This is a genomic window from Hafnia sp. CBA7124, assembly GCF_002355555.1.
Lineage (GTDB): Bacteria > Pseudomonadota > Gammaproteobacteria > Enterobacterales > Enterobacteriaceae > Hafnia > Hafnia alvei.
On sequence record NZ_AP017469.1, the window covers coordinates 2675895 to 2702416 of the forward strand.

General features: G+C 51.1%; 29 protein-coding genes and 1 pseudogene. 14 read left to right on the forward strand and 16 right to left on the reverse strand.

What is annotated here, in order from left to right; all coding sequences use genetic code 11:
• Positions 1-86: 86 nt before the first annotated feature.
• Positions 87-347, reverse strand: coding sequence for a DUF333 domain-containing protein (locus CPY98_RS12500; protein ID WP_038502863.1), 261 nt, complete (start codon positions 345-347; stop codon positions 87-89).
• Positions 348-619: 272 nt separating this feature from the next.
• Between CPY98_RS12500 and CPY98_RS12505 the strand changes: the two genes are divergently transcribed.
• A complete protein-coding gene (locus CPY98_RS12505; RefSeq protein ID WP_025796596.1) occupies positions 620-1282 on the forward strand; it encodes a DUF3313 domain-containing protein in 663 nt (220 codons plus the stop codon).
• A gap of 264 nt (positions 1283-1546) precedes the next feature.
• Here CPY98_RS12505 and CPY98_RS12510 read toward each other — a convergent pair whose 3' ends face one another.
• The 5 genes from CPY98_RS12510 to fliE form a co-directional block, all read right to left on the reverse strand.
• On the reverse strand, positions 1547-1864 hold the full coding sequence (locus CPY98_RS12510; RefSeq protein ID WP_046449130.1) for a hypothetical protein: 318 nt from the start codon (positions 1862-1864) through the stop codon (positions 1547-1549).
• Between the two features lie 126 nt (positions 1865-1990).
• Positions 1991-2203 carry a hypothetical protein gene (locus tag CPY98_RS12515; protein WP_025796600.1) on the reverse strand — a complete coding sequence of 71 codons (213 nt, stop codon included), beginning with the start codon at positions 2201-2203 and terminating at the stop codon, positions 1991-1993.
• A 207-nt stretch (positions 2204-2410) separates the two neighbouring features.
• The gene (locus tag CPY98_RS12520; protein ID WP_043493747.1) at positions 2411-2761 is read right to left on the reverse strand and encodes a DUF1869 domain-containing protein; all 351 of its coding nucleotides are present in this window, start codon (positions 2759-2761) and stop codon (positions 2411-2413) included.
• A gap of 12 nt (positions 2762-2773) precedes the next feature.
• A complete protein-coding gene (locus CPY98_RS12525; protein WP_025796604.1) occupies positions 2774-3106 on the reverse strand; it encodes a DUF1971 domain-containing protein in 333 nt (110 codons plus the stop codon).
• 1001 nt (positions 3107-4107) lie between these two features.
• Positions 4108-4422 (reverse strand): flagellar hook-basal body complex protein FliE, encoded by a 315-nt coding sequence (gene fliE, locus CPY98_RS12530; RefSeq protein WP_025796725.1) that lies wholly within the window; start codon positions 4420-4422, stop codon positions 4108-4110.
• Positions 4423-4718: 296 nt separating this feature from the next.
• Between fliE and fliF the strand changes: the two genes are divergently transcribed.
• The 13 genes from fliF to fliR all read left to right on the forward strand — a co-directional run bounded on the left by fliF (position 4719) and on the right by fliR (position 16418).
• Positions 4719-6434 (forward strand): flagellar basal-body MS-ring/collar protein FliF, encoded by a 1716-nt coding sequence (gene fliF, locus CPY98_RS12535; RefSeq protein WP_043493754.1) that lies wholly within the window; start codon positions 4719-4721, stop codon positions 6432-6434.
• The gene (gene fliG, locus CPY98_RS12540; RefSeq protein ID WP_025796729.1) at positions 6431-7423 is read left to right on the forward strand and encodes a flagellar motor switch protein FliG; all 993 of its coding nucleotides are present in this window, start codon (positions 6431-6433) and stop codon (positions 7421-7423) included. Before fliF ends, fliG begins: the two co-directional genes overlap by 4 nt.
• On the forward strand, positions 7416-8177 hold the full coding sequence (gene fliH, locus CPY98_RS12545) for a flagellar assembly protein FliH (protein ID WP_046450598.1): 762 nt from the start codon (positions 7416-7418) through the stop codon (positions 8175-8177). Before fliG ends, fliH begins: the two co-directional genes overlap by 8 nt.
• Entirely contained in the window at positions 8174-9535 is a 1362-nt protein-coding gene (gene fliI / locus CPY98_RS12550) for a flagellar protein export ATPase FliI (RefSeq protein ID WP_025796732.1), read from the forward strand. The genes fliH and fliI overlap by 4 nt, the downstream gene beginning before the upstream one ends.
• A gap of 66 nt (positions 9536-9601) precedes the next feature.
• On the forward strand, positions 9602-10042 hold the full coding sequence (gene fliJ, locus CPY98_RS12555) for a flagellar export protein FliJ (protein WP_025796734.1): 441 nt from the start codon (positions 9602-9604) through the stop codon (positions 10040-10042).
• Positions 10039-11430, forward strand: coding sequence for a flagellar hook-length control protein FliK (locus tag CPY98_RS12560; protein ID WP_096387924.1), 1392 nt, complete (start codon positions 10039-10041; stop codon positions 11428-11430). Before fliJ ends, CPY98_RS12560 begins: the two co-directional genes overlap by 4 nt.
• An 834-nt stretch (positions 11431-12264) precedes the next feature.
• Positions 12265-12744 carry a flagellar basal body-associated protein FliL gene (gene fliL / locus CPY98_RS12575; RefSeq protein ID WP_025802264.1) on the forward strand — a complete coding sequence of 160 codons (480 nt, stop codon included), beginning with the start codon at positions 12265-12267 and terminating at the stop codon, positions 12742-12744.
• Between the two features lie 5 nt (positions 12745-12749).
• Positions 12750-13763, forward strand: coding sequence for a flagellar motor switch protein FliM (gene fliM, locus CPY98_RS12580; RefSeq protein ID WP_025802266.1), 1014 nt, complete (start codon positions 12750-12752; stop codon positions 13761-13763).
• Positions 13756-14181 carry a flagellar motor switch protein FliN gene (gene fliN / locus CPY98_RS12585; protein ID WP_025802268.1) on the forward strand — a complete coding sequence of 142 codons (426 nt, stop codon included), beginning with the start codon at positions 13756-13758 and terminating at the stop codon, positions 14179-14181. The genes fliM and fliN overlap by 8 nt, the downstream gene beginning before the upstream one ends.
• Positions 14181-14582 (forward strand): flagellar biosynthetic protein FliO, encoded by a 402-nt coding sequence (fliO, locus tag CPY98_RS12590; RefSeq protein WP_096387928.1) that lies wholly within the window; start codon positions 14181-14183, stop codon positions 14580-14582. The genes fliN and fliO overlap by 1 nt, the downstream gene beginning before the upstream one ends.
• Positions 14582-15328: a flagellar type III secretion system pore protein FliP gene (gene fliP / locus CPY98_RS12595; RefSeq protein ID WP_046450532.1), complete on the forward strand. Its 747-nt coding sequence runs from the start codon at positions 14582-14584 to the stop codon at positions 15326-15328. Before fliO ends, fliP begins: the two co-directional genes overlap by 1 nt.
• A gap of 26 nt (positions 15329-15354) precedes the next feature.
• Entirely contained in the window at positions 15355-15624 is a 270-nt protein-coding gene (gene fliQ / locus CPY98_RS12600; protein ID WP_025802274.1) for a flagellar biosynthesis protein FliQ, read from the forward strand.
• A gap of 8 nt (positions 15625-15632) precedes the next feature.
• Complete coding sequence (fliR, locus tag CPY98_RS12605) at positions 15633-16418, forward strand: flagellar biosynthetic protein FliR (RefSeq protein WP_043493767.1); 786 nt, start codon at positions 15633-15635, stop codon at positions 16416-16418.
• A gap of 85 nt (positions 16419-16503) precedes the next feature.
• Here the strand turns inward: fliR and flgL are convergent, their stop codons facing one another.
• The 10 genes and pseudogenes from flgL to flgC form a co-directional block, all read right to left on the reverse strand.
• A complete protein-coding gene (flgL, locus tag CPY98_RS12610; protein WP_025802278.1) occupies positions 16504-17484 on the reverse strand; it encodes a flagellar hook-associated protein FlgL in 981 nt (326 codons plus the stop codon).
• A gap of 15 nt (positions 17485-17499) precedes the next feature.
• Positions 17500-19185, reverse strand: coding sequence for a flagellar hook-associated protein FlgK (gene flgK, locus CPY98_RS12615; RefSeq protein ID WP_096387930.1), 1686 nt, complete (start codon positions 19183-19185; stop codon positions 17500-17502).
• A 319-nt stretch (positions 19186-19504) separates the two neighbouring features.
• Positions 19505-20442: pseudogene (gene flgJ, locus CPY98_RS12620) on the reverse strand (flagellar assembly peptidoglycan hydrolase FlgJ).
• Positions 20442-21563, reverse strand: coding sequence for a flagellar basal body P-ring protein FlgI (locus tag CPY98_RS12625; protein ID WP_038502888.1), 1122 nt, complete (start codon positions 21561-21563; stop codon positions 20442-20444). Before CPY98_RS12625 ends, flgJ begins: the two are co-directional and overlap by 1 nt.
• Positions 21564-21628: 65 nt before the next feature.
• A complete protein-coding gene (gene flgH, locus CPY98_RS12630) occupies positions 21629-22432 on the reverse strand; it encodes a flagellar basal body L-ring protein FlgH (RefSeq protein ID WP_025802286.1) in 804 nt (267 codons plus the stop codon).
• Between the two features lie 14 nt (positions 22433-22446).
• Positions 22447-23229: a flagellar basal-body rod protein FlgG gene (gene flgG / locus CPY98_RS12635; protein ID WP_004092136.1), complete on the reverse strand. Its 783-nt coding sequence runs from the start codon at positions 23227-23229 to the stop codon at positions 22447-22449.
• A 39-nt stretch (positions 23230-23268) separates the two neighbouring features.
• Entirely contained in the window at positions 23269-24024 is a 756-nt protein-coding gene (locus CPY98_RS12640; RefSeq protein WP_025802288.1) for a flagellar basal body rod protein FlgF, read from the reverse strand.
• 68 nt (positions 24025-24092) lie between these two features.
• On the reverse strand, positions 24093-25349 hold the full coding sequence (flgE, locus tag CPY98_RS12645; protein ID WP_025802290.1) for a flagellar hook protein FlgE: 1257 nt from the start codon (positions 25347-25349) through the stop codon (positions 24093-24095).
• A gap of 53 nt (positions 25350-25402) precedes the next feature.
• Complete coding sequence (gene flgD / locus CPY98_RS12650) at positions 25403-26104, reverse strand: flagellar hook assembly protein FlgD (RefSeq protein WP_025802292.1); 702 nt, start codon at positions 26102-26104, stop codon at positions 25403-25405.
• A gap of 11 nt (positions 26105-26115) precedes the next feature.
• Positions 26116-26520: a flagellar basal body rod protein FlgC gene (gene flgC / locus CPY98_RS12655; protein WP_025802294.1), complete on the reverse strand. Its 405-nt coding sequence runs from the start codon at positions 26518-26520 to the stop codon at positions 26116-26118.
• Positions 26521-26522: the final 2 nt, after the last annotated feature.

Consider the following 26522-nt stretch of genomic DNA (forward strand, 5'->3'; position numbering starts at 1 on the left):
ATTAATAATCAACATTAATTTTTAGTAAAAAGCGAATACGCTTAACTACATTACTTTTAATAAAAATTATATTCCAGGTGAATTAATTAGGAATGGTCACGTCGGTATAGTGCCCATTCATCTATTCTCTCTCCCGTTGGTAATAAACAGTCCGTACTCACGCCAAGCTCGGTTGTTTTATTAATTTCTTTGCCTCCCAGTTTTAAACAATACACTGAGGCTGGATTTGGCATCCCTATCGCTCCCTTTGCAGGCGTTGCATCTGCAGGAGGAACCGTGTTACTTGACACACAACCCGCTAGCATAAGGCTGCTCATCCCAACAATCGCCAACATACGTACTTTCATCATTTTGTTAATCATCCTAAGAAAACAAAAAAAACATTCTCGTTTTTCTCACCCGCACAAACAGGTAATTACTCCTGTTCATTATAGGGTTTATCAGCAAAAACGTTAACTTTTTATATAAAAAATAAATGAATTATATAATTACATTATTTGAAATAATTTATTGGTTAAAAATAGTGAAACTGACACCACAAAACTAATCAATTTATAGGTAAACCTATGAGATTCTGCTATATCTTAGCTTGCCGCTTCTCTCATTTGGAAAAGGATCTATGGCTACGCTTCGTAATCTTAAAACTGCGCTATTAATCGGCGCATTGGCTCTAACCGGCTGTGCAACCAAAACTGCAACCCCTGAACAGTATTCAGGTTTTTTAAAAGACTATTCAAACCTAACAGAAACTAAGTCATCTTCAGGTTTGCCCGTTATGCGCTGGGTTGATCCAAGCTTTAAATCCAGCCACTACGACAAACTGATTTACAACCCAGTGACCTATTATCCTGAGCCTAAACCTACCACGCAGATTGGTAAAAACGTGTTAGATGGCGTGCTTAACTATACTAATACCAAGCTAAAAGCGGCGGCAGCCCAGCGTTCTACGCTAGTGACACAGCCCGGTCCAAACACGTTGATTTTCCGCGGCGCTATCACCGCGGTTGATACCAGCAAAGAAGGATTGCAGTTCTATGAAGTGATCCCAATTGCAATGGTTGTAGCGGGTACACAAGCCGCAACCGGCCACCGCACCATGGATACGAACTTGTTCTTCGAAGGTGAGTTAATTGACTCTCAAACCAACAAAACAGTAATGAAAGTGGTACGTAAAGGTTCAGGCAAACAATTGTCTAATTCAAATCAGTTGCTGACCGTAGATGATCTGAAAACTGTCATTGATAACATGGCAACCGACGCCACCATGTTCGATGTGAAATAATTCATCACAGCGAGTAAGACAGAACTTTTATAGCCAGCCGCTAAACTCGGCTGGCTTTTTTTATGCCCTTTGCCGTTGGTAGAACATCGAGGCAAAAAAAATCCCGCACCAAACGGCACGGGAAACCATACTAGAAATTTGAAAACAAACGTTCTGAAGCAATGAGCGATGGGTTTGAGCAATCTGAACGATTCCCCATCGCTGTATACAAGATTATATAGCGAGTGAGTTTAAAGTGCAAACACCCAATGCAAGCTCAATACGTTAGCGTTTTTTTACTGCGTAGGAGCAGGTGTAGGCCATGCGTTTCAGCGTTGGGACAGTGCTTGCTAGCGGAGGAATTTGTGTCGCATTATCAAAGCCATTTTCTTTGCAGTAGCTTAACGCATCGGCGTCCATCGCTGCTTTATTCACTTTTTCAGGATCGTAACGATAGATAACGGCCTGATTGGCTTCATGCTCATCTAATCTCACAAAACCATTTGGTGTACTTACACACCCAACCAAAACGGCAGGTAACAACATGGAGAACAATGCAGGTAAAGACACGGGTAACAACGGAGAAAGGGTATATTTCTTCATAAGAATCTCACACAAGGTTTGTTCTTATGATAGCCGTAAGCGATTCAGCCATAAACCAGATAAATACGAATAACGCTCTTTCTGTAGGAAAAAAGACCACTTTCGCAGTCTTTTCATCTAACGTGGTTACAGTTTAAACAAGCCTTTAATGACAATTTTGGCAATAGCCGGATTGTTTTCTTTGGCTCCTTTAATCAGGTATTGATTAATCGCCGCCAAAATTTCATGCGGTGATGGCTCTTCTTTTTCCGCGCTGACAAGATGCGAGCCATTTCCTTGAAAAATGACTTTGCCATCGACATCTAAACCTTCATAGTAACTAATGTAGCTAACCTTCATATCAAATCCCGTATATTTTATCTGATTTATAAACCACTGTTATATCTAACAGCACGTTAGGTCATTATTTTATCATCTAAAATCGGGTTAGATATGTAGACTCTCTTACAACTGAATTCAATTTTACAGCACAACAAATATCATATTTTGGTCAGCATAGGTACCGATACGCCAACCACAATATGATATTCTTCCAAACAGATATTGTTACCAACCACACACGTTAGTTTCTTCGTCGGAGTCATAGCCGCGAACGATATTGATGAGATCTTTAAGCGCATCAGATGACGTAGCAGGATCTTTTAAATCTTCAAGCGTTGAAAAATGTTTATCCACTGATACGCCATTATTTTTATTAGTGACTGTCAGTGTAAAACCTGCACCATTATTATTTTTATCATCGAGATTATTAATAAGTTCAATAACCAATCCGGTCGCAACATCTGGAATGTATAATGCCATCGGTTTTAGATACGTTTTCTCTGCGCTATGCTGGCTACTCTCATTAGAGAGAGCAATGGCATAACCTTTATTCTCAACTGTATTTTCAACTGTCATTATACTGCCCTCTTACTCTTCTAATAAAATATTGGGATCAACGTAAAAATCTACGTTAAACACCGTATCTTCAGATAAGGCTTCAATCCGGTGCCATTTTTCAGGAGGAAACACGCCAAACTGCCCAGCCTCAATGGTAAGCGTTTCGATAGCTTCAGGGCTGGTTTCGTCTGCGTAGCCGTAATAACGAATAGTCCCCTGCATCACACACAGGCGAGGATAGACACCTTGACGTGTGCCCGCGTCTAGATGGCGTTTCCAAATTGAAGCGGGAGCCGTCTCTTTCGTCCACAAGGGCGTCGTGCGTGTATGAACATAGTTGGTTGGTATAATGATGCGTTGCATATTTAAACCTCATATTAACTACCGCTCAGCAAGAATATGGGCAGTACATGTGAATATGATGCATATCATATACCTTTTATTGGGCGACGTTAAACGATTAACTTGAAGACATATATTTTTTCAAAAAAATAAAGCTCATCCTAATACCTCTTTCTATTTACACCAAGAGATAGGCATCACCCTCTTAAGGGTTATACGCAAGCGCATCACTATTTTTTAAATCAATGAATAAAATTAAAGTGAGGATGAGAATTATATATTTACAATACTCTGCGTGGACTTACATGAATTAAGAATATTCTGATGAGAATGAGATTAAAACAGAATAGATCTATCGTTCTTTTTTCATACAAACAATCTGAGGCAAATTTCCCCACAGCATTAGCATGGTTTTAGAGCAGTCCGTTGCGGATGAAGAATATCGACAGAAAGTGACACCTACGAACCGCAGTGTACTGGGTGCGTATCGTCGTCTAAACAATTATAAGGAAGATAAACAGACACTAATCAATGCGATAGCGGATACACCGAAAAGTGAGCCTAGCGCTAATAGCAAATACATCTGTTTGATTTTATAACCCATATTGCCGCCTATGCTTATCTGAAATGAGGCCTACCTAATAGGTTCCGACCATTATCTTCAAATACTAGCCACGCAACGTACACCTTACAATCATACTAATCCGATAATGGCTCCGCTCCCTATGTTCGGTATAACATTGCAACGTCGTTCATCATTCACATAATACTGACTCAAAGATAAACGCTGTTAACATCAAGTGTAGCTATCAACGGCACAACGCCACCTAAACAACTCGGTGAGTCGATATAAATAATAATCCCTAAAATTCAAATTGCCGTATTAAATAATCTATACACCCAAAATAATTTAAGTTGCTTAAAGTATAAGGCGTATAAATCACCCAACTTCGCCGCCAGCGTCACGCCACAACAAAGTTGAGTGGTTAATATTAAGCATTACAAACAGATAACTAAGACGATTAAACCTGCATATTCATAATATCTTGATAGGCCGCAACTAAACGGTTACGCACCTGAATCCCCATCTGCAGCGAGATCCCTGACTTTTGCAAATCAACCATCACGTCGTTTAACGCTACGCCCGGCACGCCCATTTCAAAGTTTTGCGCCTGAATCTTGGCATTATTCTGCGTATCACTGATACGGTTCACTGCGGCTTTAAGTTCAGCGGCAAATGCCCCCTGTGGGGCCTCACTGTTTTGGCTACGGTTTGCAGCTGATACAGCCGTTGCCTGAAGCTGCTGAAGTACACCTTCAATACCCACTATCGCCACTGCCGATACCCTCTTTGTCTGTGTTTACCAAATGGCTTTTACCCATAAGGCATCACCCTAACATAGAGATCAAAGAGTAAAGCCGCTAAATAGACGCAAAAATAGGGCCTTATTCTCCCATCAAATTCCCTCTCTACGCAGAATAATACCCTGCCTACTTTTGTAAGCCGCAGACCTTCCAAGAAAAGGCTCTGATTGAATACATTTCGCTGATAGCGCGTCAGGGAGTTCGTTTTGCAAGACATCAATTTATTCCGAGATTCTTTCTCGGCCCAACTGAAAGACAAGGTAAGCACATGAACGCTTCAGCCAACGGTAGCGCTGGCACCACAGCAAAAAGCGGGGATGGCGGTTTCGCTAGCATAGTGAATCGTCTGCGTGCTAACCCCAAAATTCCACTGCTCATTGCCGGTGCGATTGCTATCGCCGTTATTGCAGTACTGGCTCTGTGGGCTAAATCGCCTGATTATCGGGTTCTTTATAGCAACATCAGCGATCGGGACGGCGGTGCTATTGTCACCCAACTCACCCAGATGAACATTCCCTATCGCTTCACGGATAATGGCACTGCGCTGTTAATTCCGGCGGAAAAAGTTCATGAGACTCGCCTACGCCTCGCGCAGCAAGGCCTGCCGAAAGGAGGAGCCGTTGGATTTGAGCTTCTGGATCAAGAAAAATTCGGCATCAGCCAGTTCAGTGAGCAAATCAACTATCAACGCGCGCTGGAAGGCGAACTTTCTCGCACCATCGAAACATTAGGCCCCGTTCAGACAGCGCGCGTTCATTTAGCATTACCAAAACCTTCACTCTTTGTTCGAGAACAAAAGCAGCCTTCAGCATCCGTTACCTTAAATCTGCAACCAGGCCGCGCTTTAGATGAAGGACAAATCAACGCCATTGTCTATATGGTCTCCAGCAGCGTTGCAGGCTTACCCGCGGGGAATGTCACCGTGGTCGATCAAGGCGGACACTTGCTGACTCAGTCAGACGGTACTGGCCGCGATCTCAACGCCACGCAGTTGAAATACGCGAACGAGGTCGAAAGCCGAATTCAGCGCCGCATCGAGGCTATCTTGCAGCCGATGGTCGGCAACGGCAACGTGCATGCGCAGGTTACCGCGCAAATTGATAACGCGGTTCGTGAACAGACCGACGAAGAGTACAAACCGAATCAGGGCACTAATCAGGCTGCGGTTCGCAGCCAACAGCTGAGCGACAGCTCTCAGTCCGGCGGTCAACTCTCTGGCGGCGTTCCTGGTGCATTAACCAATCAGCCTGCCCCACCTCCGACGGGGAATATCACGAATCCTCCGCAGGCTGGCGCAAATGCCAATGCGGCGAACGCCCAGCGCCCTGCCTCCACCATTGACACCAACGGTCGCCGGAGTAGCTCCGCATCCAATGCACGCCGTGATGAAACCATCAACTATGAAGTGGATCGGACGATTCGTCACACCCAGCAAAAAGCGGGCAACATCGATCGCCTGTCCGTGGCCGTCGTCGTTAACTATGGCACCAACGCTAGCGGTAAAAGCATTCCGTTAACGCCACAGCAAATTGAGCAGGTCACTTCGCTGGTTCGCGAAGCCATGGGCTTCTCCGCAACGCGCGGCGACACGTTAAACGTGGTCAATACGCCGTTTACCGCCGATGTTGAAGACAACAATGCGGTTCCATTCTGGCAACAAGCAAGCTTCTTTGATCTGCTAATGACGATCGGGCGCTACCTGTTGGTACTGATTGTGGCCTTCATTCTGTGGCGCAAACTGGTGAAACCGCTGTTGAACAAACAGCTGGCTAACGCGCAGCCTGCTCGCCGAGTTGAGCCTACGCCAATTGTCACCACGCCGGTTCAACCGGCTAAACCAAGCAATGAAGAAGTGCAGAATCGTCGTAAAACACAGCAACGTGCCACGGCTGAACAGCAGGCACAGCGTGTCCGTGATATGGCTGAGCAAGACCCTCGCGTGGTTGCGCTGGTCATTCGCCAATGGATGAGTAACGAGCAATGACCATGACCCCAACTGAAAAAAGCGCCATTTTATTGATGACCATCGGTGAAGACCGCGCGGCAGAGGTGTTCAAGCACCTCTCTACCCGCGAGGTGCAGCATCTCAGCACCACGATGGCGACCATGAGTCAGGTTTCTCACCAGCAGTTAGGCGAAGTGCTCAACGAGTTTCAAGACGAAGCTGAGCAGTACGAAGCGCTCAGCGTCAACGCCAGCGACTATCTGCGTTCAGTATTGGTTAAAGCGTTAGGTGAAGAGCGTGCTTCTAGCCTGTTGGAAGACATTCTGGAGTCGCGCGAGACCGCCAGCGGCATCGAAACGCTCAACTTTATGGAACCTCAGGCCGCAGCCGATATTATTCGCGATGAACATCCGCAGATTATCGCCACTATTTTAGTGCATCTGAAACGCGCTCAGGCCGCTGATATTCTGGCTCAGTTTGACGAACGCCAGCGCAACGACGTGGTACTGCGTATCGCAACCTTCGGTGGCGTTCAGCCGACGGCGCTACAAGAACTGACCGAAGTACTAAACGGTTTGTTAGATGGTCAAAACCTCAAGCGCAGCAAAATGGGTGGTATCCGCACGGCGGCAGAGATCATCAACCTAATGAAAACCCAGCAGGAAGAGTCTGTTATTGAAGCCATGCGTATCTACGACGGTGAACTGGCGCAAAAAATTATCGACGAAATGTTCCTGTTCGAAAATCTGGTCGACGTCGACGATCGCAGCATTCAGCGCATCTTGCAGGAAGTGGAGTCCGAATCTCTGCTCATCGCCCTCAAAGGTGCCGACGAAGCGCTGCGCGAGAAATTTATGCGCAATATGTCGCAACGTGCGGCCGATATTCTACGCGACGATCTCTCCACGCGTGGGCCAGTTCGTCTATCGCTGGTGGAAAGCGAACAAAAAGCGATTCTGCTGATCGTTCGTCGATTGGCGGAAAGCGGCGAAGTGGTGATCGGCGGCGGCGAGGATGCTTATGTCTAATCCTCCTAACCCGAAAGATGGATTCCGCAAAGCGGTATTCCCCAAAGCCACCATTGAAGAAACCAATCAGCAATGGCAGCGCTGGGAGATGCGTGATTTTTCAGCGCCGCGTAAGCCTAAAATGCCCGCGTTTAAAATGGAGCCCCTGCCTCCTGCTGCGGAGTCTACCCCTGCAGCCATTGCGCAGGCTGAGTTAGAACAGCTACGTGAAAATGCCCAAATGCAGGGTTACCAGCACGGATTACAGCAAGGTGAAAAACAGGGCTACGATGCAGGCTTTCAGCAAGGCCTCAACGAAGGTCGTTCTCAGGGATTGCAGCAGGCGCAAACTGAGCAACAACCCGTACTCGACCATTGGCGACAGCTTGCTCAAGAGTTCCAGCATTCATTGCAGGCCATGGACAATGTGATTGCCGCACGTCTGATGCAAATGGCGCTGACCGCCGCCAAGCAAATCATCGGTCAGTCGCCGGTGTGCGATGCCAGCGCGGTGCTGCAACAAATTCAGCATCTGATCAATCAAGAACCGCTGTTTAGCGGCAATTTACAGCTGCGGGTTAATCCGCAAGATTTGCCGATTATTCAGCAACAGCTCGGCGTACAGTTAGAACAGCAGGGCTGGCGTTTACTTGCCGATACCCAGCTACACCGCGGCGGCTGCAAAATCAGCGCCGAGGGCGGCGAGCTTGACGCCAGCATCGCCACCCGTTGGCAAGAATTATGCAAACTGGCGGCTCCGGAGTTGCCACTATGACTCAACGCCTCAACACGTGGCTAGGCACCTTAGATGCCTTTGAAAAGCGCATCCCGCAGATCCCACCTGCGCGGCGCTACGGTCGTTTAACCCGAGCGACGGGGTTAGTTCTCGAGGCCAGTGGTTTACAGCTGCCTATCGGCGCAACGTGCCTGATTGAGCGCTATGACGGCGTGAAAATTCAGCAGGTTGAAGCTGAAGTCGTTGGCTTTAATGGGCAGCAGCTGTTTCTCATGCCGTTAGAAGAAGTTGATGGCATTGTGCCTGGAGCGCGAGTTTGCTCCCAAAGCGGTGGTTTACAGTCCGGTGGTAAACAGCTTCCGCTTGGCCCCATGTTACTAGGACGCGTGCTCGACGGCGGCGCAAAGCCCCTTGATGGACTTCCTCCACCGGAAGAGGCCGATCTCGGCGGGCTCACCACGCTGCCTTTTAACCCTTTGCAGCGCACGCCGATCGTTGACGTGCTCGACGTTGGCGTTCGTGCCATTAATGCCCTGCTGACCGTGGGACGTGGACAGCGTATGGGGCTTTTTGCCGGTTCCGGCGTGGGTAAAAGCGTGCTGCTCGGCATGATGGCGCGTTATACACAGGCCGATGTCATCGTCGTGGGGTTGATTGGTGAACGTGGCCGTGAAGTTAAAGACTTTATCGAGAATATTTTAGGCGACGAAGGACGTAAACGTTCGGTGGTTATCGCCGCACCGGCCGATGTCTCTCCCCTGTTGCGTATGCAAGGGGCCTCCTACGCCACGCGCATTGCGGAAGACTTTCGCGATCGCGGCCAGCATGTATTGCTGATCATGGATTCCCTCACCCGCTATGCCATGGCGCAGCGTGAAATTGCACTGGCTATCGGTGAACCGCCAGCGACCAAAGGTTATCCACCGTCGGTATTTGCCAAACTACCGGCGCTGGTTGAACGTGCGGGTAATGGTACTCACGGTGGCGGTTCGATCACCGCGTTTTATACGGTACTCACCGAGGGTGACGATCAGCAAGACCCTATCGCCGACTCGGCGCGCGCTATTTTGGATGGACACATCGTTCTGTCACGCCGCCTAGCCGAAGCGGGACACTATCCGGCAATTGATATTGAAGCGTCGATCAGCCGCGCGATGACGTCGCTTATCAGCGATGACCACTACGCCCGTGTCAGACGCTTTAAACAGCTACTTTCGAGCTATCAGCGCAACCGCGATCTCATCAGCGTGGGCGCTTATGCCAAGGGCTCCGATCCGCTATTGGATCAGGCCATTACACTTTATCCGCATTTGGAAGCGTTTTTGCAACAAGGGATCTTCGAGCGCAGCGGCTATGCCGATGCCTGCTCAAGTCTTCAGGCTTTGTTCCCCGCATAGGGGTACTCAATAGGCATCTCTGTACGCTGGATAAGTTCAGCGCACACGCAGAGATAGGAGGTAAAAATGTCTTCACCGATGGGCACGCTACGTGACCTTGCACAGCAAGATGTTGATGATGCCACCACCGCACTAGGCAAGTCGCAGCAAGCGTTTTTACATGCAGAACAGCAGCTAACTATGCTGCTCAATTATCAAGATGAATACCGTCAGCGTCTCAATCAGGGGATGAGCGGCGGAATGGATGCATCTAGCTGGCGAAACTATCAGCAGTTTATTCGCACGTTGGATCAGGCGATTGACCAACATCGCCTACAGTTAAACCAGTGCAATATCAGGCTCGCGACCGCCACGCGTTGCTGGCAGGAAAAACAGCAACGCCTGAATGCTTTTTGTACGCTCCACGAGCGCCAAGAGCATCAGCTAAAAATGCAGCTCAATAAACAAGATCAAAAACGGATGGATGAGTACGCCCAGCGTGCCGCCATGAGGAGAGAAAAATCATGACGTCCCCACTGCTCGCTGCGGCGATAACAAATCCTACAGCAACCAATGCGAGTGCCTCGTCGGCCAAATCATCGAAGAAAGCGGCTGCGCCTTTCTCTGACGTGCTGTCTCAGGCACACTCACCGAGCAAAGAGAATCGGGCACCACATGCTAAAGCCAATAAAACGACTTCAGGTTTGGCCGAAAAAACAGACCTTAAAACGTTGCAAGCAGCGCTGACCAAAGCATTACAAAATCAGTCCGCTAAGGGTAAAGATGCCCAAAAACTAGTCGATCAATTAGCATCGCTAGATCCTAAACAGCAGCAGAAATTGCTGGCATCGCTCGGCGCCTCTCTCACAGAGATAAAACCTGCTGGCAAAGGCGATCACCCGCCTGCGTTGACGGAGACAATAACAGACAAAGGCACCGGACAAGCGGGACAAGCTGCCATCAGCGCCCTGTTTGCTATGCTGCCCGATGCTTTGCCAAAAGTTGCCGCGTCTGACACCGCAAACAGCCCTGAAATCAACGTGACGTTGAATGCAGTCACATCCGATCGCGCAGCCCCCCTTATGAATTTGCTTACGGGTGACGACAAAAAAGATGCCAAGCTAGATCTTGGAACATTATTAAAATCCGATAAGCCAACCGCGGACGTGGACGTGGACGTGGACGCCCAACCATGGGATCTCTCGTTAGCCACGGTGCCGGGTAAAAAGAGTGATCCATCAGCACTTAAATCTAGCGTTGAAACCAGCGCCACACCGCTAAACACCGCTGAGATCCCGCTAAAACTGGCCCCTCAAATGGAGGATGCTCGCCTGCCGCGCAACGATCTCAATCTTTCGCAGCAGCCAGTGCATACGCTAAGCCAAGCGATGCACAATATTGCGGTGAGTAGCCCAGTAGTTACCCCACAAGCAACCGCGGTTCCTGCCGCGCCGATGCCAACGCCGGTGCTGAATGCTCAGTTAGGCAGCAGTGAATGGCAGCAGGCATTGAGTCAGCAGATCCTCATGTTTAATCGCAGCGGTCAACACAGCGCCGAACTGCGCCTGCATCCACAGGATTTAGGATCGCTGCAAATCAGCTTACGCATCGATGATAACCAAGCGCAGCTGCACATGGCATCGGGTCACAGCCAGGTGCGCGCAGCGCTGGAAGCTGCCCTTCCCCAACTGCGCACCGCATTGGCGGACAGCGGTATTCAGCTAGGGCAAAGCAGCGTGGGCAGCGAAGCCCAACCGCAGTGGAACGGCAGCCAGCAAAACGCCTCCGACCGACAAGCCACTTCCGGCGGATTTAGTGTGGATGGGAATAATGACGATAGGATCGTTACGGCCAGCGTTTCGGCTAAGTCGGTGAGAGTTGGGGAGTGGATATCAGTGTTTAAACAGAGAGATTAATGATTATAGGATTACGGTGTAAGGTTTCGACCGCCTATCAATACCGCTTTCACATATAGACAAATCGAAGGCGTCCGATGAGAGCCCCGTTGCGCGGGGGCTCTCAACTCGCGCGCTTTTATCCGAGACGCCATTTCCGCTCCGGTTTGGTATCGCCCATCCAGGGCGCCCCAAACTCCGCCGGTACATCCCTGTACCGGCGGCTCTCCCGACCAAGACTTAAACTAAAAAACAGATAGAGTTTTTGTCTGTTGTCTGTTGTCTTTTGGGTTTTGGGTTTTGGGTTTTGGGTTTGACCTTCTCCGGCACGTTGTTCTTCAGCCGAAGAGAGGAATGCAGGCTAGGATTCGCCGACAGGGACGTCGGCGAAAGAACGGAGGAGCCAGGATGGCGATTGCCGTTCGTTCCGTTAAAGCCGGAATGACGATATTCGGGCACCTGCGAAGCAGGCTGAAGAACGGTGCCAAGCCGGGATGCAAGGCGGCGGCGATTGAGCCGCCTTGCTTGGACGCCGGCACGATATGGAAGAGAAGCTCGGAGTTTAAAAGCGGTCGAAACCTTACACCATATCTCATAGAGAACAGGCAGCCGAAACCTTACACCACATCGTACAGAGAACAGCTGGCCGAAACCTTACACCGCACTCCCCTCTCCCCACCGCCGAGCAAATACCCAAGATTGCACAACAACTGCCCAAGGCATTAGCCATCCACCGCAATTAACCCCATTTTCACCCTCTATTCCCCCCATTGAACACCCGCGAGCCAAGGATAATAGACAGCACAAGTAAAATTCATGTGCGCTTCTTCGCACCGTAACAGGAATCATCCCCTTATGTCTGAAACCACACTCCCCAAGAACACTAAGCGGCGTGCCAAGTGGGTATGGATACTGTTAATTCTTATTGCTGCGGGTGCTGGTGGCGGTTTTTATGGCTGGAAATACTATCAGCATCAAGAATCCCTCGCCGAAAGCAAACCGGTTCCACCGCCGATGCCGGTATTTATGCCTCTCGATACCTTCACCGTTAACCTGATCAGCGACGGTGAAGATGCCGATCGTGTGCTTTATATCGGTTTAACCCTGCGTTTACCCGATGAAGCCACGCGTAAACGTATGAACGATTATCTGCCTGAAATGCGCAGCCGTTTATTGATGCTGCTTTCGCGCCAACACGCCGCCACGCTGGCCAGTGAACACGGTAAAACTCAGTTAATGACTGATATTAAAGCCGTGCTCATGCCGCCAATTGCTCCCGGTCAGCCAAAGCAGATCGTTAGCGACGTGTTGTTTACAGCCTTTATCCTGCGGTAATCACTATGTCTGATAGCATTCTGTCACAGGCCGAAATTGACGCGTTGCTGAACGGCGATAGCGACAATGGAAAGCCTGACAACGAAATTCCGCTCGCGGGAAGCGAAAGCGACGTTCGCCCCTACGATCCGACCACTCAGCGTCGGGTAGTTCGTGAACGTCTGCAAGCACTGGAAATCATCAACGAGCGTTTTGCCCGTCAGTTTCGTATGGGGCTATTTAACCTGCTGCGCCGTAGCCCTGATATCACGGTCGGTGCGGTTAAAATTCAGCCCTATCATGAGTTCGCCCGTAACCTTCCGGTGCCAACCAACCTCAACCTTATTCACCTCAATCCGTTACGCGGCACCGCGCTCATGGTATTTGCGCCAAGCTTAGTGTTTATGGCGGTGGATAACCTGTTTGGTGGCGACGGTCGCTTCCCAACTAAAGTCGATGGACGTGAGTTCACCCATACCGAACAACGCGTGATTAAACGCATGCTGCGCTTGGCGCTGGATGCCTATCGCGATGCGTGGAGCGCCATTTACAAACTGGAAGTGGAATACGTTCGATCTGAAATTCAGGTGAAATTCACCAACATCACCACTTCACCGAACGATATCGTGGTCACAACGCCTTTCACGATTGAAGTGGGTGCGCTGAGCGGCGAATTTAATATTTGTATTCCTTTCTCGATGATTGAGCCGCTGCGCGAGCTGCTGGTTAACCCACCGTTAGAGAACTCTAAGCAAGAAGATCAGCACTGGCGCGATACGCTCAGCAAACAGGTTCAGCACTCTGAACTAGAGCTCGTCGCCAACTTTGTTGATATTCCTTTACGCCTGTCCGAAGTGCTTAAGCTTCAGCCTGGCGATGTATTACCCATTGAAAAACCTGAAAAACTTATCGCCAATGTGGATGGCGTTCCCGTTTTAACCTGCCAATACGGCAGCCAAAATGGCCAATATGCACTGCGCGTAGAACGATTAATCAACCCTATTTTAAATGCTCTGAGCGAGGATCAGCCCAATGAGTGACGTCAACAAGCCGTCTGCCGAAGGTCATGACGACGCCGCCGACCTGTGGGCGGAAGCGATGAACGAACAGCAAACCACCGAAAATACCTCGGCGGGAAATGCTGCGGATGAGATTTTCCAAAATCTTGATAATCCATCACCGTTAGCCGGCAATCTGCACGATATTGATTTGATTTTAGATATTCCGGTCAAACTGACGGTGGAACTAGGCCGTACCAAGATGACGATCAAAGAACTACTGCGTTTGTCGCAGGGTTCTGTGGTTGCGCTTGACGGTCTGGCCGGCGAACCGTTGGATATTCTGATTAACGGTTATCTGATTGCCCAAGGTGAAGTGGTGGTGGTTGCCGATAAGTTTGGTGTCCGTATCACCGACATCATTACGCCATCTGAACGCATGCGTCGTCTGAGCCGCTAATGATCCCCGCCACTTCAACATCCACCAGCGCGCCTGCGGCACCCGCGGTGCCTACGGGCAGCGTACTGACACAGGTTGGCAGCACGCTGGGCGCCATACTGCTGCTGATTTTAATTATCGGCTGGCTGGTTAAACGCTTAGGTTTTGCGCCTAAAAACAGCCGCAATAACATGCTCAACGTGCGTGCCAGCTGTTCGCTCGGCGCACGTGAGCGCGTGGTGGTGGTTGAAGTGGACAATCAATGCTTGGTGCTCGGTGTAACCAGTCAGAACGTCACCCATCTGCATACTTTCACCGCTCCCCTTGCTGAAGATGAACCCGTTGAGAAAAAACAGGACTTCAGCCAGATTTTCAAGCAGGTGATACAGCAACAATTTGGTAAGCGCGGAGATAAGTCTTAATGCGCACTCAGCGTTTAATCCTTGGCCTTGGCGCCATAACATTACTTCTGGCTAGCCCATTGGCGCTGGCGCAACTGCCCGGCATTGTTTCACAGCCGCTGGCAAACGGCGGACAAAACTGGTCGTTGCCGGTTCAAACGCTGGTTTTTCTCACCTCGTTAACGTTTTTGCCCGCCGCATTGCTGATGATGACCAGCTTTACCCGCATCATCATCGTGTTGGGATTATTACGCAGCGCATTAGGCACACCGTCTGCGCCACCCAATCAGGTTATGCTAGGGCTGGCGCTGTTTCTCACCTTTTTCGTGATGTCACCTGTGTTTGATAAAATTTATCAAGACGCTTATCAGCCTTTTAGCCAAGACAAAATCACCATGGACGTCGCCATGGATCGCGGTGCCCAGCCGCTGCGCGAATTCATGCTGCGCCAAACTCGAGAAACCGATCTGGCGCTGTACGCCAAATTAGCTAATCTGCCGCAGATGTCAGGCCCAGAAGACGTACCGATGCGTATCCTGCTGCCCGCTTACGTCACCAGCGAGTTAAAAACGGCCTTCCAAATTGGCTTCACCATTTTCATTCCCTTTTTGATTATCGACCTAGTGGTTGCCAGCGTGTTGATGGCGCTCGGGATGATGATGGTTCCACCTGCCACCATTTCGCTGCCGTTCAAATTAATGCTGTTTGTCTTAGTCGATGGTTGGCAGTTGTTATTGGGCTCGCTGGCGCAGAGCTTTTACAGTTAACCGCCTCACTCACTGAGTAAAAAAATATGACTCCAGAATCCGTAATGGCGCTCGGTTATCAGGCGATGAAAGTGGGATTGGCCTTGGCGACACCGTTGCTGTTGGCTGCGTTAATCAGTGGTTTGGTGATCAGTTTGCTACAGGCCGCCACCCAGATTAACGAAATGACGCTGTCGTTTATCCCTAAAATTCTGGCCGTGTTCGCGACCATGGTCGTTGCGGGTCCGTGGATGCTCAGCCTTTTGCTGGATTACATGCGCACCCTTTTCACCAGCATTCCCTCCATCATCGGCTAACGCGGACGATGATCTCATTTGATACTTCCCAACTGGCCTTATGGCTGGGTCAGTATTTCTGGCCATTTGTACGTATGCTGGCTTTAATCAGCACCGCACCGCTGCTGAGTGAAAAAGCCATCAGTAAAAAGACCAAGGTTGGCTTGGCGATGGCGATTACTTTTCTGCTAGTGCCTAATTTAGGCAGTAATCCAACGCCGGTGGTGAGCATTAGCGGCCTATGGCTGGTTACCCAACAAATCTTGATTGGTGCCGCACTCGGCTTAACCATGCAGTTTGCTTTTGCCGCCGTTCGTCTCGCGGGCGAAGTGATTGGTCTGCAAATGGGGCTTTCATTTGCCACCTTTTTTGACCCTTCTGGTGGCCCCAACATGCCGATTTTGGCGCGCTTGCTTAACCTGTTGACCATGTTGTTATTTCTTAGTTTTAACGGTCATCTGTGGATGATTTCTATTCTTGCAGACAGTTTTCAAACCCTGCCCATCAGCGAGCAACCGCTTAACGGCAACGGTTTTTTGATGCTTGCTCAGGCCGGTAGCCTGATTTTCATTAATGGGCTGATGCTAGCTCTTCCCCTTATTACCTTGTTATTGTCGCTTAATACCGCGCTGGGACTCCTCAATCGCATGACGCCACAGCTCTCTATTTTCGTGGTGGGTTTTCCCCTCACGCTCACCATCGGTATGCTTTCGCTTAGCCTGATGATGCCGATGCTGGTGCCCTTCAGTGAACATCTCTTCAGCGAGATTTTCGAGCGCTTAACCCAAGTGATCGGTGGCATGCAGGGGTTGTGATTTCACCGCTCTGCGTAACTCGCTTGCATAAAAAAGCCCCGCTATTGCTAGCGGGGCTTTTTGTTTATATAGCGTATGACGGAGGTTAGCGAATCATCTGGAACAGAGACATCCCCTGCATATCCGTAAACGCTTTATAAGATGCTTGTAGAGACACCTGACGCAGGCTGTAGTCTGAAATGGCCTGATACCAATCAACGTCCTGTGTTTGGCTGATTCGGCTGGTGTAAGTCATGGCACGTTCGCTGCCTACCGCATCCAGAGAATCCAGTTCTTTCAGGTTAGTCCCGAGCTCAGCGCGTACCTGTGAGACGTTATTCAGACTGTTACGCAGACCGCGGTTGGCGGAGTCAAGCGCATCACTTACGCCCTTTTTCACCGTTTCATCCGCGCCTGCAATCGGGGTTTTCAGCGCATCAATCGCCTTTTGCAAAGTGCTAAAGATATCGCTATTCACGGAACCATCGGGCTCTTTTACCGGATTGCTGGATGCTTGTTGGAACACATCGGAACCGGTGTGGCTGATGGTCATATCGCGCGCAGCATCAACTTTTTGCGTCACCGCGGTATCACCGCCCTTATAGGTTACGGTCACGCTGCCGGTCGCCGGATCGGTCACTTTGGTGAAAGGCGCGGTATCATTTTTGAAACCGGCAAACACGTAGCGGCCATTGCCGTCGGTGCTGTTGGCCAGATTCAGTAGCTGATCGCGAATACCTTCCAACTGTTTGGCGATAGAAGCGCGGTCATCATCACTTTTGCTGCCTGAAGACGCGCCATCGACGAGTACCGGCGTGGCATCTTGCAGGGAGGAAGTCACCTGCTGCAACACGCTTTCTTCCAGCGATACGCCTTGACGCGCATAGCCGCGCGCCATCGTATACTGGTCGTTTTGAGCCTGAGACTGCTTCAAACCAACCAGTTGCGATGCCGCTAGCGGATCGTCTGAAGGGTTGATCACTCGCTTACCGCTTGAGAGCTGCTGGCCAACGCGCTGCCATTCAGACTGTGCATCGGTGATACCACCCATATTCTGTTGGTACATCATGCTGGTGCTAAGACGCATGGAATAACATCCTTCTTATCGAATATTAAGCAGAGCGCTAAATAGCGTCGTCGCCGTCTGAATAACCTGAGCATTTGCCTGATAATACTGCTGGAAACGCATCAGATTGCCGTACTCTTCATCAAGATTTACACCTGAAACCGACTGCTGTTGTAGAGCCAACTGTTTCACTACGTTGCCCTGTGCGGTGCTATCCACTTTCGCACTGTTAGTTTGGTTACCAACCGTGCCCACTAACCCTGCATAGGCTTCGTTGAAGGTGGATTTGCCCCCCACGGTCTGCGCTTTTTGCAGATCCAACATTTTCTGGGCGTTGGTGTTATCACCTTTACCGGTGGAATCAATCACCAAGTTGCCGCCTGCATCGTACTTCGGCGTACCCGCACCGATTTTGGCCGCGTCGGTAATCGCCACGCCAAAACCTTGTACCGCGCTTGAGGTGGTTTTCAGCGTGAAGCTATCGTTCTTCGCTGCTGCTGGCGCAACCGTGACTTCTAAACCATCAAACTTCAATTTGCCATTCGCATCAGGCGTAAGGTTGGTGATTTTGCTGTTGTCGGAAAGGCGCGTTATCTGCCACTTGCCATCTTTGTCATATTCCAAACGGTAATCTGTTGCTTTCGTTTGGCTAACGTCCGTGTAGGTGGCCGAAATAGATGCGCCCGCCGCTTGGCTATTATTGCTGTTAGCGTAAGAAGAAGGCTGACCAATGGTGAAGAACGGCTCGTTGGTCGTGAGATCGCCATTGAGATCGACACCGGCTTGCTGAACTTTATTAAAGCTGTCGGCCATAGAAAGCGCGATCTGCCCAAGCTGGTTGCGCGCGTTATCCAGCGCGCCGCTGCGGAACTGCAATATGCCGCTCAGGCTACCGCCGGTGATGCGGCCTTCAGGCACCTCGCTAGCTGCTCCTGACCCGCGATTATAGCCAACCGTCAGACGCTGAGGGTTGGCGCTCGAAGGGATAGCTTCTAGCTTGTAGCTAGTTCCACCCTGTACCAGCGATAAACCACCGGCAAACGAGACGCTCATTGAGCCCTCTTGCATGGTGATTTCTACATTCGCAATCTGATTCAGCTCGGTGGCCATCTGATCGCGCAGGTCGAGAAGATCGTTTGGTGCGTTGCCACCGCTTGCGCCGGTAAGGCGTGAGATTTGATCGTTAAGGCTGGCAATCTGTTTGGTGTAATTATTGATCTGTTCAACGCTGTTACTGACGGTCAGATTCGCGTTGCTCTCAAGATTCTTCAGATATTCATCTGTGGTTTTAAACTGATTCACCAAGCCGTTAGCCTTAGCTAATACGGTTTGGCGTGCTGCCGGATCGCTAGGGTTGCTGACTAAATTTTGCAGGTTGGAGAAGAAATCCTGCATATTCGCCGACAGACTGTTGTTGCTGTCTGCCAAGAGGTTATCGATTTGCGATACCTGCTGGTAATACGCGGTGGTCGAGGCGTAATCACTCTGTCCTTGGCGCAGTTGGTTAACGATAAAAGAGTTATATTCGCGGTTAATACCGCTTACGTTAACCCCGTTGCCGATAAAGCCCGTTGGCGTGCTGGTTCCGCCGCTTTGTGCAAAGCTGACGGTTTGGCGGTTATAGCCTTGGGTGTAAACATTGCTCAAGTTATTACTCGCGACGCTCAGCGCGGTCTGTGCGGCGCTTAGTCCACTCATTGCGCTGTTGATTAAGTTAGCCATTCGGGTTCCTTTAAACTTTAAAAAGCCTCACGTCATCACGCGGCAAGGCTCTTGTTGTTGAAGTTGTTATCGGCGGGGTGGAGGTAAACTTGAGGAGAAACTGTGGCTCAAAGCGAACTTATTTTGCCGTTTTTTCTCTCTCAGGCTTTCGATGTTGAAATGAAATACCCCCTCCCAACCACCCCCTTGTCAGGGGGAGGAGCATATCGAGATTTCATGCGACTCCAGCGGCTCTCCTTGAGGAAGAACGCATCGAGCTTTGATGCAACTCCGTTCGGTTCCCTCCCCTGTCAGGGGGAGGGTTAGGGTGGGGGCTGCCCTAAAACAACTTCTCCAAATCCGTGGTATAGGCCTTCACCGCCTGCGCACCCGCATTTTTAATCTGCCCTATCACCTGCACCAGCTTGCTGGCGTAGTTCGGGTCAGTGGCGTAGCCCGCTTTCTGTAAAGCGTGCGCAGCCTGCTCTGGCGTATTGGCATTGGCGACGTTGGCATAGCGTGGATTATTGGTAATCAGTTGAACGTAATCGCTGATCGCTTCCAGATAAGAACCATAAACACGGAACTTGGCCTTCACTTTGTGTGCCGCCCCGTTTTCATATTCCGTGGTAGCGATCTCGGTGGTTGGGCCGTCCCAGCTTTTCCCTGCTTTGATACCAAACAGGTTGTAGCTGCGCGAGCCATCCGGCGTAGGAATTTCACGCTGTCCCCAACCGGATTCCAGCGCGGCCTGTGCCACAATCAGCTGATGCGGAATCCCGCTTTGCTGGCTAGCGACCCGTGCCGCACCGCTTAACTGGGTGACAAATTCCCCGTTGTTGGTGGGCATCGGTGAGCCATGCTGCGGAATACGCGGCATCGCTCGACGCATCACCTGTTCAAGCGCCCGAACCGGCATACTTTGGATAGTCTCGCCATCCAGCGCCATTGGGGTACTTCCCACGCTGTCTGGAATAGACGTTTTACTACCGGAAAGCTGCTGAACCAGCATATCGGCAATGCCTAAACTGCCCGACATCTCCTGCGCAATCTGCTGGTCATACATCGACGTATACAGCTTAGTTTGTTCGGTGCTTAGCTCCCCATCCTGAGGCAAGGCCGCACGCATGCTTTTCAGCATCATTTGTACGAACATCCCTTCCATCTGCTTAGCGGTTTCGCGAATCGCTTGATCCGACCCGCGGCCGTATGGCGTTTGAGCTGGTTTAGCGCCTGCGCGTCATACGCCGCACTTCCTAGAGAGAAGCTATCATTCATCAGATAATTTCCAATTTGGCACGTAAACAACCGGCGCTTTGCATGGCTTGCAAAATGGACATCAGATCGTTAGGCGTTGCGCCCAGCGCGTTCAATGTGCGCACTACGCTGTTTAGGTTGGCGCTAGAGCGAACCTGCTGTAGCGAGCCCTGTCCCTGCTGAACCGAAATCTGCGTATTTGGCGTTACCACCGTTTGCCCACCGCCAAAAGGCGTATTGGGCTGGCTGACGGTGTTTTGACGATCCACCACTACCGATAAATTCCCCTGCGCAACGGCACAGGAATCCAGCTCAACGTTACGGTTCATCACCACTGAGCCGGTACGCGAGTTAACGATAACCTTGGCGTCAAAGCTGCCGACAGACACTTCAATGTTCTGAATATTCGCCAGCACCCGCACCTGATTACTGTTGCCCTGCGGCACCAAAACCTGCACGGTACGAGCATCAAGCGGCGTGGCCGAACCCATTCCACCAAAACGGTTAATCGAGTCGCTGATCCGTTGCGCCAAGCTGAAGTCTTCATCATTAAGCTGAAGGTTAATGATATTGCTGTTACCAAAGGTGCTGGCAATTTCGCGCTCAATGGTGGCACCGCCGGTGATACGCCCGCCCGCTAACTGATTCACCTGAACACTGCTGCCACCCGCAGAGGCTCCGGCTCCGCCCACTAACACGTTGCCTTGTGCAAGTGCATAAACCTGATTATCAACCCCTTTCATCGGCGTCATCAGCAACGTACCGCCACGCAGGCTTTTCGCGTTACCCATCGACGACACTACGACGTCAATGTTTTGCCCTGCCCGCGAAAACGCGGGCAGCTTGGCGGTTACCATCACCGCAGCCACGTTTTTAAGCTGCATGTTGGTTCCCGCCGGCACGGTAATCCCCAGCTGTGACAACATGTTGTTCAGGCTTTGGGTGGTAAACGGAGTTTGCATGGTTTGGTCGCCCGAACCATCTAACCCAACGACCAACCCATAGCCGATAAGGGCGTTATCACGTACGCCCTGAACGGTCGTGAGATCACGAATACGCTCGGCGCTCGCGCTTTGTGCTACCAAACCAAGACACACGACCAATCCAACTAATAGCGTTTTTGTCCGGTATGCTGCACGCATAGAGCCATATTTCAGTAAGCTCATCTTTATAAAACCATTCCTTATCAACATAGGGTCAGACCTTATTAATACGGTGAAAGGTTGAGGAAGAATCGCTGCAACCAACCCATGTTCTGCGCTTCGTTGATATATCCGCTGCCAACATATTCGATGCGCGCATCAGCCACCTGCGTGGAAACCACGGTGTTGCTGCCGCTGATGGTGCGAGGATTCACGACGCCGGAGAAACGAATAAATTCGGTTCCTTGGTTAATCGCAATTTGTTTTTCGCCCACCACTTTCAGGTTGCCATTGGCTAAAACTTCGGCCACGGTCACGGTAATAGTGCCGTTAAAGGTGTTGTTCGCGTTGGCTCCGCCCTTACCGCCAAACTGGTTGTCACCCGACATATTCATATCGGCACGCGCGTTGCCAAACAGCCCTTCCAGATAGCGCGGCGTGGTCGCCACTTCGAAGCTGGATTTGCCGTTACGGCTGGCGTTCGCCGAAGAGCTTTTGCTGGCGCTGACGTTTTCTTGCAGCGCGATGGTGAGCGTATCGCCAACGTTGCGTGGGCGGCGATCCTCAAACAGCGGCTGGTAGCCGTAGTTCATCGGCTGCACGCTTTGGAAGATAGAACCATTGGCAATGGGGGGGGCCGCCGGTGCCGGTGAGGCCGTGGTGGTTCCCTTCACGATTTGATCGTGAGGAATGTAGGCACAGCCGGAAAGCAGTAAAGCCGCACTCAGTGCGGCACTTATAATAAGTTTGCTTGAAACCCCCTCCCAGCCTCCCCCTTTGCAGGGGAAGGAGCCGATCGCGTTCCTACCGTCCCCAGACATTAGGGGTAAGGCGGGGTTATAGCGTACGTCTGACGTCTCAATAAACATGCGGCTATCAGTCCTTAGAGCTGCGTTAAGCGCTGCAGCATCTGGTCAGACGTTGTCACGGCTTTACTGTTGATCTCATAGGCGCGCTGAGTTTGGATCATGTTAACCAGCTCTTCAGCCACATTAACGTTAGAGGTTTCAACATAGCCTTGATACAACATGCCAGCGCCATTCAGGCCAGGCGTGCTTTCGGTCGGTGCGCCAGAGCTTTCTGTTTCTTGGTACAGATTCTCACCCACGCTTTCCAAACCCGCATCGTTAATAAAGGTGGTTAGCGTCAGCTGTCCAACCTGCGTGGTCGCGGTTTGACCTTGCTGATTCACGCTCACAATACCGTCACGGCCGATGGTCAGCTTGGTGGCGTTGGCAGGGATGGTGATCGCAGGAACCACTTGGAAACCACTTGAGGTTACCAACTGACCATTTTGGTCAACCTGAAATGAACCATCACGGGTATAGGCCAGCGTGCCGTCCGGTTGCTGTACTTGGAAGAAGCCTTGGCCTTTGATTGCAACGTCGCGGCTGTTGTCGGTTTGCGACAGGTTGCCTTGGCTATGCAGACGCTCGGTAGCAACAGGACGCACACCGGTACCAATCTGTAAGCCCGAAGGCAGCGTGGTTTGCTCGGAAGATTGTGCTCCCGGCTGGCGCAGCGTCTGGTACATCAGATCTTCAAATACCGCACGTTGGCGTTTAAAGCCGTTGGTGCTGACGTTTGCCAAGTTATTGGCGATAACGTCCATGTTAGTTTGCTGGGCTTCAAGCCCGGTTTTTGCGATGTACAGTGAACGGATCATTCAAACACTCCTACAGTTATTCCAATCGCGCAGCGGCTATTAACTCAATGACAACAGCTGGTTGGCTTTTTGTTCGTTGTCATCCACGCTGCGAATGACCTTCATCTGCATTTCAAAACGACGGGCGTTGGCGATCATATCGACCATCGTATCCACCGGTTTAACGTTGCTTCCTTCCAACACGCCGGGCATCAGACGAACCTCAGGATCGAGCGTCAGCGTGGCACCCCGTTGCTGCTGTGCCTCAGCCGTGAGATGAAACAGGCCATCGTCACCGTGCTGAACTTCCTGCGCCGTGGCTTTCACTAGCTTCAAGCGTCCAACCTGAGTCGTGGTGTTTGGCTGGTCGCCCGCGCCGAGCGCGGTGATGGTGCCGTCTGCCGCGATAGTGACTTCAGCGCGATCGGGAATCGCGATTGGGCCGTTATCGCCAATCACCAAATTGCCCTGCGAAGTCAACTGCCCCGCGGTGTTGATCTGTAAATTACCGTTACGGGTATAAGCTTCCGTACCGTCGGCATTACGCACCGCCAGCCAGCCATCCTGCTGCAAAGCCACGTCCAGAGGGCGTTCGGTATAGTCCAGCTTGCCCATACTCATGTCATGCATCGGCGTTGACGCCGCGACCAGTGTGCGGGTTTCAATGCTATCGCCTTCTACCGGCACGGCGCGTAGCGCTGCCAACTGTGCACGAAAGCCGGGGGTGCTGGCGTTCGCCATGTTATTGGCGGTTATTGACTGCTGTTCGAGGGTTTGGCTTGCGGCCCCCATCGCGGTATAAATCGCGTGATCCATAGCATCTGCCTGTTACCTCTGAGCGCAGCGAGTTTCCTCTGCGCCCAGAAGATGTGGGTAAGTGATAATTAACGCAGGTTAACCAGCGTTTGCAGGATCTGATCCTGCGTTTTGATGGTCTGCGCGTTGGACTGGTAGTTACGCTGGGCAACAATCATGTTGACCAGTTCTTTACTCAGATCGACGTTAGACGCTTCCACTGCGCCGCTGGTTAATGCACCCAAGCCGCTTGCGCCCGGCACCCCCACAATCGCCTGACCTGACGTCCCGCTCTCTTTCCACATGTTGTTGCCCTCAGACTGCAAGCCTTCTGGGTTGGCAAAGTTGGCCATCACAATCTGGGCAAGAAGCTGAGTTTGCTGGTTGGAGTAGGTGCCGGTGATAGTGCCATCATCGTTAATCTGATAGCCGGTCATCTCACCTGCGGCATAGCCGTCTTGGTTTTTAGCCGTCACGCCGTCTTTACCGGTGTTTTGCTGCATGGAACCGGTAAAGGTCAGGTTGAAGTCTTGCGCAGGCGCACCGTTGTTCGCCGCCATCTTCAGCGCTAAAGGCGTGCCAGAATTTTGCAGCGTACCGTTTTGGTCAAACACAAGTTGCCCAGCGTTCTGCGGTGCTGAGCCCGCGGCAGCAGCGCTGTCCACGCTATATACCGTCCACGGCGTCGTCGTTTTACCCGTTGTCGCTGGTGGTACTGGGGCTGCGGTAACCGGATCACCCTTCACAAAATAGAGATTCATATTGTGGGAGTTGCCCAGCGAATCGTAGGTGGTGATAGAAGTGGCGTAGGTATAGGACTCAACGTCGTCCACTTTGAACGGGGTATTCTTCGGTGCTTCATGCGCCGAGTTCAGGTTCATGCTCATGTTGCCTGAGGTACTGGCCTTGGCCGGCATCATGCCGGTTGGGATCTGAATCGCTGAAGGCTGCGCACCCTGCTGAATGGTTGGCGGTGAACCCGCGGCCGGATAGCCGGTCAGGAACACGCCCTGAGCGTTGGTCAGGAAGTTGTCCTGATTTTTGGTGAACTGTCCATTACGCGAGTAATACACGCCACCGTTGGCATCTTGCATACGGAAGAAACCGTTGCCGCTGATCGCCACATCCAAACCACGGTTGGTGGTGGTGGTGATACCGTCGGTAAAGTCCTGCTGTACGCTGGCGACTTTTACGCCTAGACCCACTTTTGAGCCTGCGAACATATCGGCAAAAGTTACCGAGCCAGATTTAAACCCTACGGTTTGCGAGTTAGCGATGTTGTTGCCGATAACGTCGAGGTTACTGGCGGCGGCGTTTAAGCCGCTGACTGCTTGGTTGAATCCCATGTGAGGTCCTGTATCTGAAGGTCAAAATAAGCGATTAGATAAATCCGTCAGTGCTACAAAATCTGGCGCACGTCATCAAGCGAAGCAGTGCCCGCCATACCGAGTTCCAGCAAAGCACCATTGCCGTTTTTGGTCACGCCGTTAACCATGCCAAAGTGCAGCGGCTGAACCACCATCGGCTGGCCTTGATTGGTTGCGCTAACGCTGAAGGTGTAAGCACCGTTTGGCACATTGGTGCCGTCGGTTTGCGTACCATCCCAGGTATAGCTGTGAACGCCCGCGGTTTGGGTGCCCAAATCAATTTGTTTAACCACCACGCCGTTGGCATCGCTGATGCTAACCACAACGCTTTGCGCACCACTTTCCAGCTCAAACCCAAACGGTGTGGTGCTGGTGGTGGTATCGCCTTCGTTTTTACCAGCCAAAATATTTTTGCCTGGGATCATCACGCCATGACCAATTAGGCTACTGGCCTGTAAAGACTGGTTGCTATTGATCTGGCCGGAGATAGAACCCAGCGTGGTATTGAGTTTTTCAATGCCGCTCACGGTGTTGATCTGCGCCAGCTGGCTGGTCAGCTCATTGTTTTGTAGCGGATTGGTTGGGTCCTGATTCTTTAGCTGCGCAACCAGAAGCGTCAGGAAGCTGTTGCTTAAGTCCTGACTGTTTTGGCTGGTTAGCCCGTTACTGCTGTTGGTTTTGTTGGTTGCGCTAGAAATATCAACCGGATCATTAAGCGAGACAGAAACTGCCATAGCGCCTCCTGTTATTGACCAAGCGTTAATGTTTTCATCATTAACGATTTGGTGGTGTTGAGGACTTCGACGTTTGCCTGATAGCTGCGTGAGGCGGCGATGGAGTTCACCATTTCCCCAACAACGTCAACGTTAGGCATCCGCACATACCCTTTGGCATCGGCTAACGGATTACCCGGTTGGTACACCAAACGCTCTGGCGACGGATCGTCCACCAGCTGCGAGACTTTCACTCCGCCGGTTTCCTGCCCTGGCGCAGCCTGAACTTCAAATACCACCTGCTTGGCACGATATGGCTCGCCGTCCGGTCCGGTTACGCTGTCGGCGTTGGCCATGTTGCTGGCCGCCACGTTCATACGCTGCGACTGAGCCGCTAGCGCCGAACCGGAAATATTAAAAATGTTGAGCATCGACATGG